Here is a 16,312-nt window from a genome sequence, read left to right on the forward strand (position 1 = left end):
AATAGCGGAGGTGAATTATGCACCCAGCACTTTGGATAAGTAAAACAGGGCTCGATGCAGCTCAAACAGATGTATCGGTCATATCCAATAACTTGGCTAACGCCAGTACAGTGGGTTTTAAAAAGGATAGAGCGATCTTTGAAGATTTACTCTATCAAAATATCAATCAACCAGGCGGCCGTTCTTCTGCGGATACTGAGTTGCCATCAGGATTAATGTTAGGTGCAGGTAGTAAAGTTGTTGCTACCCAAAAATCTCATACCCAGGGCAATATGTTGACCACTGATAATGCCTTAGATATGTCAATCCAGGGGCAAGGGTTTTTCGAAATCCTACAACCTGATGGCACTATTGCATATACCCGAAACGGGCAATTTACCTTAGATGATCAAGGACAAATTGTTACACCTGGCGCTGGTTTTTTATTACAACCAAACATTACGATCCCAGAAGATGCTCAGCAAATAACCATTTCTCAAGATGGTGAAATTTCAGCTTCTATTCGTGGTCAAGCAGATCCAACCGTATTGGGACAACTCAGTTTATCGAATTTTATAAACCCAACGGGTCTACAACCTATTGGCCAAAATTTGTATGTTGAAACTGCGGTAAGCGGAGCTCCGATCCAAGGCGTGCCAGGACTTGAAGGTATAGGCACCGTTGTTCAAGGGGCGTTAGAAACTTCAAATGTAAACGTGACTGAAGAATTGGTTAACTTAATTGAAAGTCAAAGATTGTATGAAATGAACTCCAAAGTGATTTCATCTGTTGACCAAATGTTAGGTCAGGTGATTCAGCAACTATAGTAGGCTTAATTATGACTAGGTTAACTTTTTTTCTTTTAACTATGACTGCATTGGTTCTTACGGGTTGCGTAAGTGCACCTATTGCTGGTCCTTCTCCTAATGATCCAAGTTACGCACCAGTCATCCCTGATATGCCTCGCCAAAAGCTGAGTAAAGATGGGGCTATTTTTCAGGCTGATATGGCGAATAGCATCTATTCGGATGTTAAAGCCAGACGTATCGGCGATATTATTACTGTGAATCTGCAAGAAAATACCAGCGCCACTAAATCTGCAGGTACGACAACGTCTAAAGAAACCGATGTGAGTGTTGATAGTATCATCGGCTTAGGTGGAGAAGCGGTAAATATCGGCGGTCAAAGTATCCAATTGGGTGTTGGTGCTGGTAATGATTTCACCGGCGATGCTCAGGCAAACCAAAGTAATAATTTAAGCGGTAATATTTCTGTCACTGTTATACAAGTTTTGCCCAATCAAAACTTAGTCGTTCGCGGTGAGAAGTGGTTAACCCTGAATAATGGTGATGAATACATTCGCTTAACGGGGGTCGTTCGCCCGGCGGATATTAGTCCCACCAATGAAATCGTTTCAACCAAAATTGCCAATGCCCGAATTCAATACAGTGGTACAGGCACCTTTGCCAATGCGCAAAAACAAGGTTGGTTAAATAAGTTCTTTTCCTCACAGTGGTGGCCATTTTAATGAAAAATTCACGGTTAAAATCATCACTAATTTATGTGGTAATGCTGACATTGATGAGTCCTTTTGCTCAAGCACAAAGGATCAAAGACTTGGCTTCCATACAAGGGGTTCGGAGTAACCAATTAGTGGGGTATGGCTTAGTTGTCGGTTTACCTGGAACGGGTGAGCAAAGTCCATTTACCGAACAAAGTTTCCGGACCATGTTAAGTAATTTTGGAATTAGCTTGTCTTCAACGGTGAAACCCAAAATCAAAAACGTGGCAGCTGTGGCGGTTCACGCAGAACTCCCTGCGTTTATGAAGCCGGGACAAACTATCGATGTCACTGTTTCCTCTGTGGGTGAAGCGGCCAGCTTACGTGGTGGTACTTTATTACAAACCTTTCTGAAAGGCTTAGACGGAAAAGTCTATGCTGTAGCCCAAGGCAGTTTAGTGGTGAGTGGTTTTGGCGCAGAAGGCGCAGATGGCTCTAAAATCGTCTCGAATACACCTACCGTAGGACGCATCGTCAATGGCGCGCTAGTTGAAAGAGCGGTTCCCAGTGGTCTGATGCAAAATGATTTTTTAACCCTGAATTTAAATTATCCTGATTTTTCCACCGCCAAATCTTTGGCGGACACCATTAATCAACGCTTAGGTGCTGATCCTGAAATGGGCTACATGATCGCTACTCCCATTGATGCTGCATCGGTGAGAGTCTCAGCGCCAAGGGATGTGGGTCAGCGAGTGAGCTTCGTTGCCACTTTAGAAAACTTCACCTTTACGCCTGCTGACGCGCCGGCCAAAGTTATTATTAACAGTCGAACCGGCACAATTGTGATCGGTAAAGATGTGCGTTTATTGCCCGCAGCCATTACCCATGGTGGGCTCACCGTGACTATTTCTGAATATCAGACGGTTTCGCAACCCAACGCACTTGCTCAAGGGCAAACGGCGGTCACTAATCAATCAATAGTTGACGTCAGTTTAGATGATAGCCGTATGTTTAAATTTGACCCTGGAGTGAGTTTAGATGAGTTAGTTCGCGCAGTTAATGAAGTAGGGGCTGCCCCTGGTGACTTAATGGCGATTCTTGAAGCTTTACAACAAGCAGGCGCCTTACAAGGCGAGCTTATTGTTATTTAACTGCTTGTGAATCAGTGAATTTATTATGGAAATGAACAACCACATTGATCAACAACTTGAAATGTCGCGCAATGTCCATGATTTCAAGGGCATCGATACTTTGCGTCAGGCTGCTCAAAGTGGTGATAAACAAGCATTAGACGAAGCGGCTAAACAATTTGAAGCGATATTTGTACAAATGATGCTCAAATCAATGCGTAAAGCTCAAGATGCTTTGGCTGATAAAGACAGCCCGTTCAATTCTCAGCAAGTTAAGTTTTATCGTGACATGCATGATCAACAGTTAGCCGTGGATTTGTCATCTCGAGGCGGAGTAGGGATTGCTGAATTGATAGTTCAGCAACTTAGTCCCGGTGAAAACGGTTTTATGCCGGCCAGTGCCGTTCGCGATAACGCAAATTTGTTTAACTTGGTCCGTCAAAGCGCCAAAGAATATGCACCCGTCAGTAGTGACCAAAGCGCTTTACAATCTAACCAAATCACATCGCAACAAAGCTCAGCCATGCAAAAGGAGCTAATGCAAGACGCTCCTAAGCAAAATGCTACTAAACAAAGTGCTTTCGCATCACCGTCTGAGTTTATGCAAACGTTGTTGCCTCATGCAGAAAAAATCGCCGAAAAAATAGGCATAGATCCAAAAGCGTTATTGGCTCAGGCTGCTGTAGAAACTGGGTGGGGGCAATATATGATCCATACTGGTAGTGGTCAAAACACCCACAATTTATTTGGTATTAAGGCGGATAATCGCTGGCAAGGTGAAACCACGGCGATCAATACCGTTGAATTTGACCAAGGTGTGGCTAAACAACAAAAGGCTCAATTTAGAACCTATGACTCTTTTGCCGATGGCTTAAAAGATTATGTTTCTTTTGTATCTGACAACCCAAGATACCAACAAGCATTAGAAAACGTGAATGACCCTAAAGCCTATTTCAGTGCCTTACAAACTGCTGGATACGCTACCGATCCTCAATATGCCAATAAAATATTGTCGGTATTAAATAGTGATACGTTCAAATCAGCGTTATCCGCACTAGCATTTGGAAAACAAAATGGGCAATAACAGTTTTTCGCGGGAGTTAAAAATATGATCAGAGCTGCCGATTTATACACTATCGCGACCAGTGGGGTTAGAGCTAGTAATCAATTGCTTGCCACCACCAGTAACAATATCGCCAACGTTAATTCCGAAGGTTATGTTAGAGAACAAACCACTTTTGAAAGCCAATTAGTTGGTGGCGTTGGCCGCGGCACCACCGAACGGGTTTTAGATACCTTTGCGCAAAACCAACTGCGCCGAGACACCACTCAGGCCAGTGAGTTTGAAACTTATTTTCAACGCTCAAGTGTGTTAGATGATATTTTTGCTAGTGAAGCAAACAGTGTATCAAGCAGTATGAGTCGTTTTTTCAGTTCGTTACAGACCGCCACTGATGAGCCCACCAATATGGCCGCCAGACAGTTAGTGTTAGGTGAAGCCAATGCGCTTGTGGGACAGGTCAGTACCTTGTCGCAATTTATGGACAACAAAGAAAAAGAGCTTAATTTAGAGTTAGAGTCCTCCATTGATACTGCTAATCAATTGATCGAAACTATCGCAGAGCTTAACAAAAATATCCGAATTGCCGAAGGTAACAACTTATTTGATGAGCCTGGAGTGCTCAAGAATCAGCGCGATAACGCCATTTTGCAATTAGCCGAGATTATGTCCATTGAAACCCGAGATAACGGTAACGGTGACGGTTCAGTGATGGTAAACCTCACCTCTGGTGAATCTTTAGTGCTGGAAGATGGCTCGTTTAATTTGTTCCAACTTAGCGGTGATCCTGATCCAGACTATCGAAATTTGTATTTAGCCAGTACGGGAAAACCCACGACGCTCAAACTTCCCGAGCAAAACTTAGGTGGTCAATTAGGCGGTTTATTTCGTTATCGGGACGAGGTTTTAGCTGAAGGTCAGCGGGAACTCGGACAAATTTCAATGGCCTTAACCAGCGCTATCAATCAGCAGAATCGTTTGGGGATGGACTATGATGAACAACTTGGCGGTAATATCTTTTCTACCCCTGAATTTCAAGGGCTAAACTATTCGGCCAACTCTGATCTATCGTTAACAATGAACGCTAGAATGACTGAAGATGGCGCGAGCAAAATTACCGCGGCTGATTATCTAGTGGAAATCACTGGGACAACGCCAGGCAGTCCAGACACTGTTGATATTAGCGTCACCTTAGTCAATCCAGATGGTTCATATGTGACTGATATTGATGGAAATACATTATCGCAAACCTATACGGGTATCGAAGCACAAGCGGGTACATTTACCGAAGTACTGGGTGGTCTTGAAATAGAGATCCCCAATGGCGACAGTTATGCTGTAGGGGATAGATATTTATTTCAACCCACTAAAAGCACCGCACAATCAATCGAAGTTATCATGACACGCCCCGAGGATATTGCTTTAGCCTCACCATTTCGTGTCGATAGTAATTTGGATAATTTAGGGGATGCACAGTTAACGGCATCCTCAATTACCAATACCTTTGTTGATAGTACGTTGACCGATCCCATGGCATCTGCTTTTGACGGCAGTGGCGGTTTTGTTGCGGGTAGCCCTGCGAGTCTTGTGTTTAATAGTGAATCCGAGTTTGAAATTTTCGATGAAGCCGGTGTGTCGTTGGTCGTGGTTTCTGGGGTTACTGACTACAATAATATAATGGAACAAGCGGCAAGTGATGCCGGTTGGCCATTTTCAGCGTTGGCCGATTTTCCCGGCTATGATTTTAGTTTACAAGGAACGCCTGTTGCTGGTGACCAGTTTACCATTGCATACAATACCGATGGTGTGGATGATAACCGTAATGGTCTAAAGTTAGCCGGCTTACAAGATGTGGATATCATGCAGCAAAACAATAATGGTGGTGGAAATTTGATTACATTCCACGAGTCCTACGCCAATATTGTTAGTGACATTGGGGCTAAGACGGCCTCAGCAAATATATCCATGCAGGCAGCTCAAGCTATGCAGACTCAGTCCAGCGATTGGTTTCAGTCAGTTTCTGGGGTTAATTTAGATGAAGAAGCGGCAAATTTAATCCGCTTCCAACAGACCTATGCGGCGGCGGCTAGAATATTAACTACCGCAAGCGAATTATTTGACACCATTTATAGTGCTACAAGGTAAATTGTACTATGGCTAGAATATCCACAAATCAGTTGTATGACCGCAGTATTAATACAATCACGCAAAATCAGGGAACCTTGTCTGATGTTCAACAACAACTCTCTTCGGGGAAAAAGTTGTTGCGCCCATCGGATGATCCTGTAGGGGCTGCACAAGTTGTTAGGCTCACAGAAGATTTAGACAAAATTACCCAATATAAGCGTAATAATGATTTACTGACCAATTCATTGCAGCAAGAAGAGGTTGTTCTTAGCAATATTAACGATGCACTGGATAAAGCGCGTCAATTAATGATTCAATCAGGCAATGGTGTTTACGACGAGTCTGACTTAGAAGCCATCGGAATTGAAATAGGCGCTATTCGAGACGAAGTATTCAGTTTGATGAATACGCAAAACTCCAATGGCGAATATATTTTTGCTGGATATCAATCGCAAACCGAAGCGTTTACCTATAATCCATCAGCAACAGGCGAAAAATATACTTTTTCTGGTGATGATGGTGTGAAGCAAATCCAAGTATCAGATGCACTCAATATTCAAGCGAACAGCTCTGGAAAGACTGTATTTGAAAATGTTTTAGCTAGACTCAATTTTACGGTTTCAGGAGACAGTGGACTAGAATCAATTTCATCCGTTATTACTGAACAGGCTGCCTTCGACAAATTTCATGAAAATAATTACGATGCAGTCACACCAGCTAATAATCAGTTTCAAGCGACTATCATTGCTGGCAACCAAGTTCAGATTGATAATGTAGGTACTGGAGAAACCATTGGCACGGTCAATTTCACCTCTGGTGAACCTTTCGTTTTCAACGGTATTGAATTTAATGTTGAAGGGAGTGTAGGGGATACCTTTGATTTTGAATTAAACAAGCCAGAAAAAAATAATATAGCTGAAACGTTAAATAACTTTTATGTGGCCCTTAATGCTGGTGATTTAAGTGATAAGGAACTTAGTGAGGCAATTGCCGACGCATTGATTGGTATAGATAACGGTTCTAAGTCGTTAGCCAATGCAACCTCATCTTTGGGCGGCCGTTTGAATGTTGCCGAGTCAGTTTACGAATCAAATTTGGATCTTGAAATAGCCAATAAAACAGCTCGGGCAAATATTGAAGATGTGGATTATGCCGAAGCAATATCTGAATTAAGTAAACAAGAAACCGCTTTGCAAGCTGCCCAAGCTACTTTTTCAAGAGTAACTGGGCTAACCCTGTTCGATTACATCTAAATTTATTTTACAGATCGAGATGGGTTAAATATATGTGGCTTTGGTTATCAATGTGACTGGAGTAATAACTAATATATATTCCTTGCTCACTTTTTATCATCCCTGCATAACTGCAATCGCCACCTGAAGGTAACACAATTTGTAGTGTTAACTTTTTCGTTTCTATGTCAATTTTCCAAAGTGCAGTTTTGAATTTTCCAGCTAGCCAAGCTCTGCCACAAATTAAAATCGTATTTGCATCGACTTGCAAAATCACAGGCGCACCAATGTACTGTTTTAAATCAAACCATTGCCACGCTGTGTAAGGTGGTTTTGCAACTCCCCATTGAGCAGTGAAAGTGTCAGCATCTCTGCGAACCACTGCATAGGCATTACCGTTTTGGCTAAAACACAAATCACTTTCATTAGGATAGCCGAGGCCATTACTGGCTAAACTAAGTGCGTCAGTTTTAAAACACTCAAAAGTGCGTAACGGGTTGCCTTTATACAGATTAAGTTGTTGTTGAGCTCGTTTGTAGGCAAACCCATAGGCTTGTTCATCTTGCCAACGAATGCGCCAAAGCCACCAGTTCTTTTCTGCAAACCAATGATGCGAGGACCAGCTTAACCCATCTTGAGAAAACCAACATAGTGAACGGCTATGCAACCATTTGCCTTTTTTATCGTAACAGCGAGCGTAGGCGTTCATCAGTAATTTACCATCGGGCATGACGGTTAATTTAGGATCTCGCAAATCACAGTTCGCCATTTTCACACTCACGCTGTTAATTTTTTTACCATCTAAGTCGCAAATGACAATACGTATATCGCCATCCTTGCTCATATGATCAGAGGCTTCTCTAAAACTAACAAATAGTTTGCCTGCAAAGGCACACAGATCAGTAAATGCGCTGTGTTTCGAGGTTTTCCAAATCGAATTAGTCCAATTAATCATCATTTTTAAAAATTATTTTTGTCGAAAAATCTATTGAATCTCAAATAATTACATATTGCAAAGCGGAAATTTTTTGCCGTTTTTATAAAAAACGGCAAAATTTAGTTAAAGGGATTTTTTAATCCGTCGATACCCTATCTGAGAGAGCCAGTAACACCGATCTAGTTTTGACTAAGATTGATGTTCTTGAATGTGTTTTTTAACCACCGATTTTTATCGGTTGCCAGCGAAACGCTGGACTGAGAGTGTAGGAGATATCCCATGGGATTATACGTTAACACCAACGTTTCGTCTTTGAATGCGCAACGTCAATTATTTGATTCATCTAACCGTTTAGGCACGTCTTTTGAGCGTTTGTCTTCTGGTTTCCGTATAAACCGTGCAGCGGATGATGCTGCTGGTTTGCAAATCACCGACCGTTTAACCACCCAGGTTGAAGGTCTTAACCAAGCTGTGCGAAACGCAAATGATGCGATTTCTTTAGCGCAAACCGCTGAAGGCGCGTTAGGCGAAGTAACATCTTCACTTCAACGTATCCGTACTCTAGCTGTTCAATCACAGAATGGTATCAATACCTCTGCTGACCGTTTAGCGCTTCAGAAAGAAGTTTCAGCCCTTAAAACTGAAATTTCACGTATTGCTACTACTTCACAGTTCGCTGGCGTTGACATCCTAAATGGCGCGTTTTCAGCGGCATTCCTAGTAGGTGCTAACGGTGGCCAAACTATCTCTGTTAATTTGTCTAGAACCAGTGGTTTTGGAGCTTCAGGGCTAGGTATTGCTGGAACTTCAGTTGCTAGCATTGCTTCTGCATCTGCCGCGTTAACAGAAATTACTGCTGCAATTTCTACTGTTGGAGCTGTACGTGCCGATTTAGGTGCCCTGCAAAACCGTTTCCAATCTACAATCAGAAACTTAAGTAACATTTCTGAAAACGTTTCAGGCGCTCGTTCACGTATTCGTGATACAGATTTCGCAACTGAAACAGCTGAATTGACACGTAACCAGATTATCCAACAAGCCAGTTTAACTGTTTTGTCTCAGGCTAATCAGCGTCCACAGTCAGCGCTTCAGCTTCTAGGTTAATAGAATACGATTGGGAAATTAAAGCCAGGAGGTAGTGAATCTGTATTTAATGGCCCAAAACGTAGAGAGTGCGCTCTTTCCCTCCTAACGTAAGAGCGCTTCGCCGGCTAATTTAGTCGGCTTTTTTCTTAACCTAAACGTTTGAAAAATATAGGAATTAATATTTAGTTAGAAAATAGTCTAAAGAATTTCTCGATCCTGTTCGATAAAGATTTCAAGAGTGATGTACAAAATAAAAAAATAATAAGTACACGCCCAAATAAGTGACGTAATAAAACTAATAATAGCGCACTTAGAATCACCGCAAAAACCACTAATAATAATAATAGGTTTGGCGGATTGCTTAAATCGTTAGGAGAAAAAAATGTCTTTATACGTCAACACTAATGTGTCGTCGTTGAATGCTAGTCGTCAGCTATTCACGTCGAACAATAATCTAAGTACTGCGTTTGAACGCTTGTCCTCTGGTTTTCGCATAAACAACGCGAAAGATGATGCCGCTGGACTACAAATTTCCAATCGTCTTACCACACAAATTCTCGGCCTAAATATGGCTGTAAGAAATGCCAACGATGGTATCTCTCTTGCGCAAACCGCAGAAGGTGCTTTGGCTGAAACTACTTCCGCATTGCAGCGTATTCGTGTACTAGCAGTGCAATCTCAAAATGGTATTAATGGTTCTGCCGACCGATTAGCGCTACAAAAAGAAGTTGATGCGTTAAAACAAGAAATCAGTCGTATTGCCGCAACATCGCAGTTTGGTGGTGTCAATATTCTTGGTGGCGATTATTCTTCAGCATTCTTAGTCGGTGCTAACCCAGGCCAAACTATCAGTGTCAATATTTCTAGACCAGGTGGATACGGTACGTCCGGTTTGTTTGGCTCTCAGAGTATTGAAGCAAACTTAATTTCAGTTGCTACTGAAGCACAGGCTTCTCGAGCCATGGCTGCAGTTTTAGGTGCAATTTCTATTATTGATGCTAAACGTGCCGATTTAGGTGCTATACAAAATCGTTTCCAATCTACAATCAGAAACTTAAGCAACATTTCAGAAAATGTTTCAGCAGCGAGATCTCGTATCCGCGATACAGACTTTGCGGCTGAAACCGCTGAACTAACCCGCTGGCAGATAATTCAACAAGCCAGTATTACAGTGTTGGGACAAGCGAATCAACGTCCACAAGCTGCATTGCAACTGTTGCAATAATAAGAGAGTAAAATCATGAAATATGATGCTGAGCAAGCAACAGGGGCAGGCTGCAACATTGAAGATTGATTAGAAAAAAGAAAACGGTCGGATTGCAAATTGTGGGGGCAGGCTGCAACCGACCGAAGAAGATACGTTTTACTAAAACAACTAGATAACTCACGCTGTATAAAGGCGCGGGCGAATTCTCACTCCATTATATAGCCTTAGGCTTTTTTAATGGGCAGTCGACTGGGCAGAAAAGATGCCAGGAGGTAGTGAGGAAGTATTGAGGTATAGGCCATCAATCCCGCCCGTCGACCAGAGCTTTCGCTCTTGCTTTTATACAGTTTTGTCAACCTTAATTGCTTGGCAAAACTGTCAGCCATGGTAATGACTGACAGTATGATTTTAGCATTTTGTGTGCCAAAGTTATATTACGCTGAGTTATCGACACTTTTTTAAAGTAAAACTTCTAATAAACAATAGGTTAATTAAAGTTTAGGAGTGTGGATAATGACTTTATTTGTGAATACAAATATTTCTTCAATTAATGCCAAGCGGCAATTAATTACCACTAACAACGATTTGAGTACCGCTTTTGAGCGTTTATCGTCAGGTTTCCGTATTAATAGCGCAAAAGACGATGCGGCAGGTCTGCAAATATCTAATCGTCTAACCACACAAATTTTAGGTTTGGACATGGCTGTCAGAAATGCAAATGATGGCATATCCCTGGCGCAAACTGCTGAAGGGGCATTAGCCGAAACCACAGTCGCGTTGCAACGGATTAGAGTCTTGGCAGTGCAATCGCAAAATGGCATCAATAATTCAGCGGATCGCTTAGCCTTGCAAAAAGAAGTGTCAGCATTAAAAACCGAAATAAGCCGTATTGCCAGCTATAGTCAGTTTGGTGGGGTAAATTTATTGGATGGTTTTTATTCAGCTAAGTTTCTAGTTGGCGCTAACGCTGGCCAAACTATCAGTGTCAATATTTCTCGCTCCGGTGGGTTCGGCACTTCAGGCTTATTCGCTGGTTACAATATTTCGGTGGCATCTGAAGCTCAGGCGTCAGCGGCGTTAACCAGAGTAAGCCAAGCGATTTCGATTATTGATGCTAAACGGGCTGATTTAGGGGCAATACAAAATCGCTTCCAATCGACAATTCGTAATTTAAGTAATATATCTGAGAACGTATCAGCGGCAAGATCCCGTATTAGAGATACAGATTTTGCCACAGAAACGGCAAGTCTTACCCGCGCTCAAATTTTACAGCAGGCCAATTTGACGGTGTTATCTCAAGCCAATCAAAGGCCCCAGGCAGCGTTGCAGTTACTAGGGTAATATTAGAAAACAAAGAACTAAATTTCTGAGGGTAGGAAATGAGAGGCCAACCCAGAGGCACATTGGAAATGTGTCTAGATAGGCCAAGGATGGCGGTGGTGTCGGCACCACCTAAATAAAAAGCCGACTAACAGGACTGAGAGTGTAGAAGTTTGGTTGAGAGGCCAGTATTCATTCTCTAACCCTGCCAGCCGGACAGAAACAGTATTTGCTCGTACTCCTAACGTGAGCAAGTTGGCCAGGTCATTTGATCTGGCCTTTTTTTATTCTTATTGCCAAAAAAATGGCTTTTCTAATTTGTCTCACGTTTATACCTGATTACTTAGCAATCGCTGTGCCAAAACTCGCTCAAGTCTAAATTTGAAATATTCAAAGTATCAAACACATGTAAATAACAACAAAGTAATATTACTCAGTTGGCGATCACCTACGTTAAGTAAATCGCATTTAGCGTTTGTTCCTTGAGGTGACTCTGACTCAATGGGCAATATTTAGTTCAAACCATGTAAATGGGCGTTGAATAATAAACATTCGGCTCTCTATATAAAACCAGCCTGAACACCTCTTTATCTCCTGCTATTCACTTATCTTTTTAAAATAAATATTCATTATTTTTCGACTTGGTTTTAAAGGTGTTATTTATCAATGACTTATAAATTATAAAAAAATAATAAAAAAACTAAAGATCTTCAAGGTGTGGTCGATAACATTAGTTGAGGGAAATTCTTTTTAAAGAATTTTAAGTTGAGAATGGGTAGAGGTGCCGATTCTCAATAAAAGAGAGGTGGCTTTCAAGGAATATTTCTTGGAGGTCAAATTTGAGGCGAATTACCTTATCAGTTAATAGGTAGTTCTCAGGAGGTAAATATGGGTTTATATGTAAACACCAATGTGTCGTCTTTGAATGCTCAGCGTCAGTTGTTTGATTCAGGACAGGCACTTAGCACATCATTTGAAAGATTGTCGTCAGGCTTTCGTATTAACCGAGCAGCAGATGATGCGGCCGGTTTACAAATCTCAGACCGTCTTACAACTCAAGTAGAAGGTCTTAACCAAGCAGTTCGTAATGCCAACGATGCTATTTCGTTAGCACAAACGGCTGAAGGAGCCTTAGGTGAGGTAACATCTTCTTTGCAACGTATCCGTACCTTAGCAGTACAATCGCAAAATGGTATCAATACATCTGCTGACCGTTTAGCACTGCAAAAAGAAGTATCAGCGTTGAAAACGGAAATTTCACGTATTTCTACCGATTCACAATTCGCCGGTGTAGATATCCTTAAAGGATCATTTTCTGCAGCGTTTCTAGTAGGTGCCAATGGTGGCCAAACTATTTCAATTAACTTATCTCGCTCTGGCGGGTACGGTTCATCAGGTTTGAACATAGGTTCATTATCAGTTGCTACTATTAGTGGTGCATCTGGAGCCTTGACTTCAATTGACAATGCTATCTCTACTGTTGGTGCGGTCAGAGCTGATTTGGGTGCATTGCAAAACCGCTTCCAATCAACTATTCGTAACCTGAGTAACATTTCAGAAAATATTGCTGGTGCTCGTTCACGTATTCGTGACACCGACTTTGCAACTGAAACAGCTGAACTAACTCGAAATCAAATTGTTCAACAGGCATCTTTGTCTGTACTTAGCCAAGCAAATCAACGACCTCAATCGGCGTTGTCTTTGTTAGGATAATTTGATTAGCTTTTAAAGGTTAGTCTATCAATGATAATGCCACTATACTTATATGGTTAGTGGCAAATTGCTTTGAAGTGGAGGTGAAAGATGGATGTTAATTTTTCACAGTATGGCCAGAATTTTGCACAGCAAGAATTAACAACGCCGGTTTCTGTAAACGAATCTGAACAAAGTCAGCTCAGAAATGAACAAAAGTCGGTGGCAGAGTCTGCGCAAAATGATCAAGAAAATCAGAGACAGGCCGATAACAACGTATTAATCAATGAAGATTCTATAAACATTGAAAGTGCGGTTAGCGAAATCAGTGATTTTCTGCAGACTTCTAATCGTCAACTATCGTTTTCTGTTGATGAAAAGAGTGAAAGGCAAGTTGTTAAAGTAACAGATTCAGAGTCAGGGGAAGTAATAAGACAAATACCCACTGAAGAGGTTCTTGCTTTATCTGAGAAAATCAAAGATCTCCAATCTGACGTAGGCAGCGCAGTAGGAGTATTGTTTAACAAGCAAGCTTAAATTTTTATTAAAGAGGTTCGTCATGACAATCCAATCATTAGGTGTAGGCTCAGGGTTGGCTTTAGATGATTTAGTCACCCAATTAATTGCAGCTGAAAGGGAGCCGAAACAGGCTCGCTTGGACGAAAAAGAAGAGTCACTTGATGCAGAGATTTCTGGTATTGGCCAGTTAAAATCTAAAATGAGTGATTTTCTGGACACCGTTGATGAATTGCGTAATGACAACCAACTCCAAGGGCGTGAGCCTGCTATTACTAATCCTGACGAATCAATTGAGCCTTTTACTGCTGAAGCAGCTAATAGTGCTGTCAAAGGCGAATATCAGATTGCCGTTACTCAGTTAGCCAGCGGTAGCAGGTTAGAAACGGCTGATGCTGTGGATGGCGGATTTAATGAAAGTACTGATTCTGTTTTGTCATCGGGTAGCGGTAGTTTAACGTTTAAGATTGACAGCACTGGCGATAGTTTCAATATTAATGTTTCTGCAGGTCAAACCTTACAACAATTGGCGAATGCCATTAATAGCTCCGATGATAACTTTGGTGTAAACGCCAGTATCATCGATACAGGTACTGCCGATGGCGGTGCTAAGCTTGTTTTCAGCTCAACCACTACGGGTGAGGGGAACGATTTAATCATTGTTAATAATGATGACTTGGCTGACCTAAACCGTGTGTCAACCACAGATTCAACAGAATCGGTTTCTTATTTAGACCCAATTGTGAGTGCGCAAAATGCAAAAGCCACCATTGATGGTATCGCTGTTGAGTCATCCACCAACGAATTTGAAAATACCATATCGAGTGTTTCTTTTGAGGCATCTGCGGTTTCTTCAAAAGACTCTTTGGGGGAATTTCAAACCTCTACTCTACAAATCGGTTACGACACTGAAGGTTTAGATAAAAAAATCAGAGACTTTGTCGATAACTTTAATGCGTTGGCCAAAGAGATTGAGACACTTACCAAATATGGTACCTCTGAGCTTGAAGATGATGGCGCTTTAGCCGGAGACTTTATGGCACGTAGTATCACCTCTGGGCTATCGAGTATCATAGGTTCTAGTGTTAGTTCTTCCGCCCTTGGTGGGTTATTTGCCATAGGTGTTGAACTTAACTCTGATGGTGAGTTAGAAATTTCCGATTATGATGAGTTTGGTTTGGGAAGTGGTGAAGACCGACTCGCAGAAGCCCTGGAAGATAATTTTGACGATATAGCTGCATTGTTCACCGATGAAGATGAAGGAATTGCGGCCCGTTTGTATGATTATACTAAAGAATATACCACCTTCAGTGGATTGTTAGCCACACGAGAGAGCTCTATAAAAGATGAAAAGGATCAACTCTCTGACGAGCGGGAACAATTTGAACTTCGTATGTTGAGTTTCGAAGAGATTTTACGAGCAAAATATTTAAATCTAGACCAGACCGTTACCCAATTGAATCAAACTGGTAATGCATTAATGGCATCACTTGGGCAGGTATAAGGAGCAGTAAATTATGGCACTTAAAGGTATTAATGCCTACAAAAAAGGCAATTTGAAACAAGACGTGGCATCCGCCGATCCCCACAAAATTACCTTAATGTTAATGCAAGGTGCGTTGGATCGCATGGCTTACGGTAAAGGGTGTATAGAGCGCAAAGACTTTGAAGGTAAGTCAGATCACCTGTCTAGAGTTTCAGCAATCTTAATGAACTTAAGAGATACCTTAGATTTAGATATTGGTAGTGAAGTGAGTCAAAATTTATTTAATTTATATGATTATATGATTCAACGTGTCACAGATGCGAATATTCAGAATGACTTGAACATAATGGATGAAGTGATTAACCTAATGCTACCAATTAAAAATGCTTGGGCGAGTATTCCTGAAGATGCAAAACAAGAAGCTTATGAAGCGCAAAGGCAAAAACGTTCTGCTGTCGTGTGAATAAATTAAATCTTAGTCATCAATACACTCCTGACAATCTTGATAATGTTAATAAGCAACTCGAAACAGTATTAAGCAGTGACGAACTCGATGATAAGTTGCTGCGGCAACTTATTAGCCAACGTGATGAGATAGTGACAGAGCATATTAAGTCACTTGATAAAAATACTGAAAAATTGTTTTCTACTAGTGAATTGGAAGTTAATCAAAGACTTTCAACTATCATCGAGGCCCAGCTCGCAGATTCTTTAAAGCAGCTAACAGGGTTAATTCGAGGCAAAAAAATAGTCGATAAATATAAATAATCTATCCCTAGTCCTCATCGTCATAAGTGATATAAGCTAAACTTTTCGTTAGCACCTTCTTACAAACCAATTTCTTTAGCACTTATAATTCTCTAAGTTACTGTTAATTAAATCATTGCCAGTTCCCGGGAATGGAAATTGCTTGATACTAATAAATAAAGGTATAGTTTCAAAACTTTGACGTTTTTAGTGGCTGTGGATTGATAATCACCGAATTCTGGTTACATTTAAAGCAAGTGTTTGCAAAAATTCGAGTTTGTCATCATAAAAC

The 16,312-nt window shown here is 41.3% G+C and carries 15 protein-coding genes; 14 read left to right on the plus strand and 1 reads right to left on the minus strand.

Features of this window, described 5'->3' with window-relative positions; translation table 11 throughout:
* Positions 1-17: 17 nt before the first annotated feature.
* The 6 genes from flgG to flgL are packed head-to-tail and all read left to right on the plus strand — an operon-like array spanning position 18 to position 7,050.
* Entirely contained in the window at positions 18-806 is a 789-nt protein-coding gene (gene flgG / locus ABJV04_RS08180) for a flagellar basal-body rod protein FlgG (RefSeq protein ID WP_348490985.1), read from the plus strand.
* An 11-nt stretch (positions 807-817) separates the two neighbouring features.
* Positions 818-1,507, plus strand: a complete 690-nt coding sequence (gene flgH, locus ABJV04_RS08185) for a flagellar basal body L-ring protein FlgH (RefSeq protein ID WP_348490987.1) — start codon at positions 818-820, stop codon at positions 1,505-1,507.
* Complete coding sequence (locus ABJV04_RS08190; RefSeq protein ID WP_348490988.1) at positions 1,507-2,631, plus strand: flagellar basal body P-ring protein FlgI; 1,125 nt, start codon at positions 1,507-1,509, stop codon at positions 2,629-2,631. The genes flgH and ABJV04_RS08190 overlap by 1 nt, the downstream gene beginning before the upstream one ends.
* Before the next feature lie 25 nt (positions 2,632-2,656).
* The gene (flgJ, locus tag ABJV04_RS08195) at positions 2,657-3,694 is read left to right on the plus strand and encodes a flagellar assembly peptidoglycan hydrolase FlgJ (protein ID WP_348490990.1); all 1,038 of its coding nucleotides are present in this window, start codon (positions 2,657-2,659) and stop codon (positions 3,692-3,694) included.
* 24 nt (positions 3,695-3,718) lie between these two features.
* Positions 3,719-5,815 carry a flagellar hook-associated protein FlgK gene (gene flgK / locus ABJV04_RS08200; protein WP_348490992.1) on the plus strand — a complete coding sequence of 699 codons (2,097 nt, stop codon included), beginning with the start codon at positions 3,719-3,721 and terminating at the stop codon, positions 5,813-5,815.
* Between the two features lie 8 nt (positions 5,816-5,823).
* Complete coding sequence (gene flgL / locus ABJV04_RS08205; RefSeq protein ID WP_348490994.1) at positions 5,824-7,050, plus strand: flagellar hook-associated protein FlgL; 1,227 nt, start codon at positions 5,824-5,826, stop codon at positions 7,048-7,050.
* A gap of 7 nt (positions 7,051-7,057) precedes the next feature.
* Here the strand turns inward: flgL and ABJV04_RS08210 are convergent, their stop codons facing one another.
* A complete protein-coding gene (locus ABJV04_RS08210; RefSeq protein ID WP_348490995.1) occupies positions 7,058-7,987 on the minus strand; it encodes a hypothetical protein in 930 nt (309 codons plus the stop codon).
* Between the two features lie 258 nt (positions 7,988-8,245).
* Between ABJV04_RS08210 and ABJV04_RS08215 the strand changes: the two genes are divergently transcribed.
* The 8 genes from ABJV04_RS08215 to ABJV04_RS08250 all read left to right on the plus strand — a co-directional run bounded on the left by ABJV04_RS08215 (position 8,246) and on the right by ABJV04_RS08250 (position 16,041).
* Complete coding sequence (locus ABJV04_RS08215) at positions 8,246-9,070, plus strand: flagellin (protein ID WP_348490997.1); 825 nt, start codon at positions 8,246-8,248, stop codon at positions 9,068-9,070.
* A 364-nt stretch (positions 9,071-9,434) separates the two neighbouring features.
* On the plus strand, positions 9,435-10,277 hold the full coding sequence (locus ABJV04_RS08220; RefSeq protein ID WP_348490999.1) for a flagellin: 843 nt from the start codon (positions 9,435-9,437) through the stop codon (positions 10,275-10,277).
* Between the two features lie 495 nt (positions 10,278-10,772).
* Complete coding sequence (locus ABJV04_RS08225) at positions 10,773-11,600, plus strand: flagellin (RefSeq protein ID WP_348491001.1); 828 nt, start codon at positions 10,773-10,775, stop codon at positions 11,598-11,600.
* Positions 11,601-12,467: 867 nt separating this feature from the next.
* Complete coding sequence (locus ABJV04_RS08230; protein WP_348491003.1) at positions 12,468-13,292, plus strand: flagellin; 825 nt, start codon at positions 12,468-12,470, stop codon at positions 13,290-13,292.
* Positions 13,293-13,382: 90 nt separating this feature from the next.
* Positions 13,383-13,808: a flagellar protein FlaG gene (locus ABJV04_RS08235; RefSeq protein ID WP_348491004.1), complete on the plus strand. Its 426-nt coding sequence runs from the start codon at positions 13,383-13,385 to the stop codon at positions 13,806-13,808.
* Between the two features lie 22 nt (positions 13,809-13,830).
* Positions 13,831-15,291, plus strand: a complete 1,461-nt coding sequence (gene fliD / locus ABJV04_RS08240) for a flagellar filament capping protein FliD (protein WP_348491005.1) — start codon at positions 13,831-13,833, stop codon at positions 15,289-15,291.
* Positions 15,292-15,304: 13 nt separating this feature from the next.
* Positions 15,305-15,736 (plus strand): flagellar export chaperone FliS, encoded by a 432-nt coding sequence (fliS, locus tag ABJV04_RS08245; protein WP_348491007.1) that lies wholly within the window; start codon positions 15,305-15,307, stop codon positions 15,734-15,736.
* Positions 15,733-16,041, plus strand: coding sequence for a hypothetical protein (locus ABJV04_RS08250; protein ID WP_348491009.1), 309 nt, complete (start codon positions 15,733-15,735; stop codon positions 16,039-16,041). The genes fliS and ABJV04_RS08250 overlap by 4 nt, the downstream gene beginning before the upstream one ends.
* Positions 16,042-16,312 lie beyond the last annotated feature (271 nt).

The sequence above is a fragment of the Aliiglaciecola sp. genome, assembly GCF_039982535.1.
Classification (GTDB): Bacteria; Pseudomonadota; Gammaproteobacteria; order Enterobacterales; family Alteromonadaceae; genus Aliiglaciecola.

Bases quoted from the DNA above. Each gene is read 5' to 3' on its own strand.
- flgG (WP_348490985.1), top strand. From the start codon at position 18: ATGCACCCAGCACTTTGGATAAGTAAAACAGGGCTCGATGCAGCTCAA.
- flgH (WP_348490987.1), top strand. From the start codon at position 818: ATGACTAGGTTAACTTTTTTTCTTTTAACTATGACTGCATTGGTTCTT.
- ABJV04_RS08190 (WP_348490988.1), top strand. From the start codon at position 1,507: ATGAAAAATTCACGGTTAAAATCATCACTAATTTATGTGGTAATGCTG.
- flgJ (WP_348490990.1), top strand. From the start codon at position 2,657: ATGGAAATGAACAACCACATTGATCAACAACTTGAAATGTCGCGCAAT.
- flgK (WP_348490992.1), top strand. From the start codon at position 3,719: ATGATCAGAGCTGCCGATTTATACACTATCGCGACCAGTGGGGTTAGA.
- flgL (WP_348490994.1), top strand. From the start codon at position 5,824: ATGGCTAGAATATCCACAAATCAGTTGTATGACCGCAGTATTAATACA.
- ABJV04_RS08210 (WP_348490995.1), bottom strand. From the start codon at position 7,987: ATGATGATTAATTGGACTAATTCGATTTGGAAAACCTCGAAACACAGC.
- ABJV04_RS08215 (WP_348490997.1), top strand. From the start codon at position 8,246: ATGGGATTATACGTTAACACCAACGTTTCGTCTTTGAATGCGCAACGT.
- ABJV04_RS08220 (WP_348490999.1), top strand. From the start codon at position 9,435: ATGTCTTTATACGTCAACACTAATGTGTCGTCGTTGAATGCTAGTCGT.
- ABJV04_RS08225 (WP_348491001.1), top strand. From the start codon at position 10,773: ATGACTTTATTTGTGAATACAAATATTTCTTCAATTAATGCCAAGCGG.
- ABJV04_RS08230 (WP_348491003.1), top strand. From the start codon at position 12,468: ATGGGTTTATATGTAAACACCAATGTGTCGTCTTTGAATGCTCAGCGT.
- ABJV04_RS08235 (WP_348491004.1), top strand. From the start codon at position 13,383: ATGGATGTTAATTTTTCACAGTATGGCCAGAATTTTGCACAGCAAGAA.
- fliD (WP_348491005.1), top strand. From the start codon at position 13,831: ATGACAATCCAATCATTAGGTGTAGGCTCAGGGTTGGCTTTAGATGAT.
- fliS (WP_348491007.1), top strand. From the start codon at position 15,305: ATGGCACTTAAAGGTATTAATGCCTACAAAAAAGGCAATTTGAAACAA.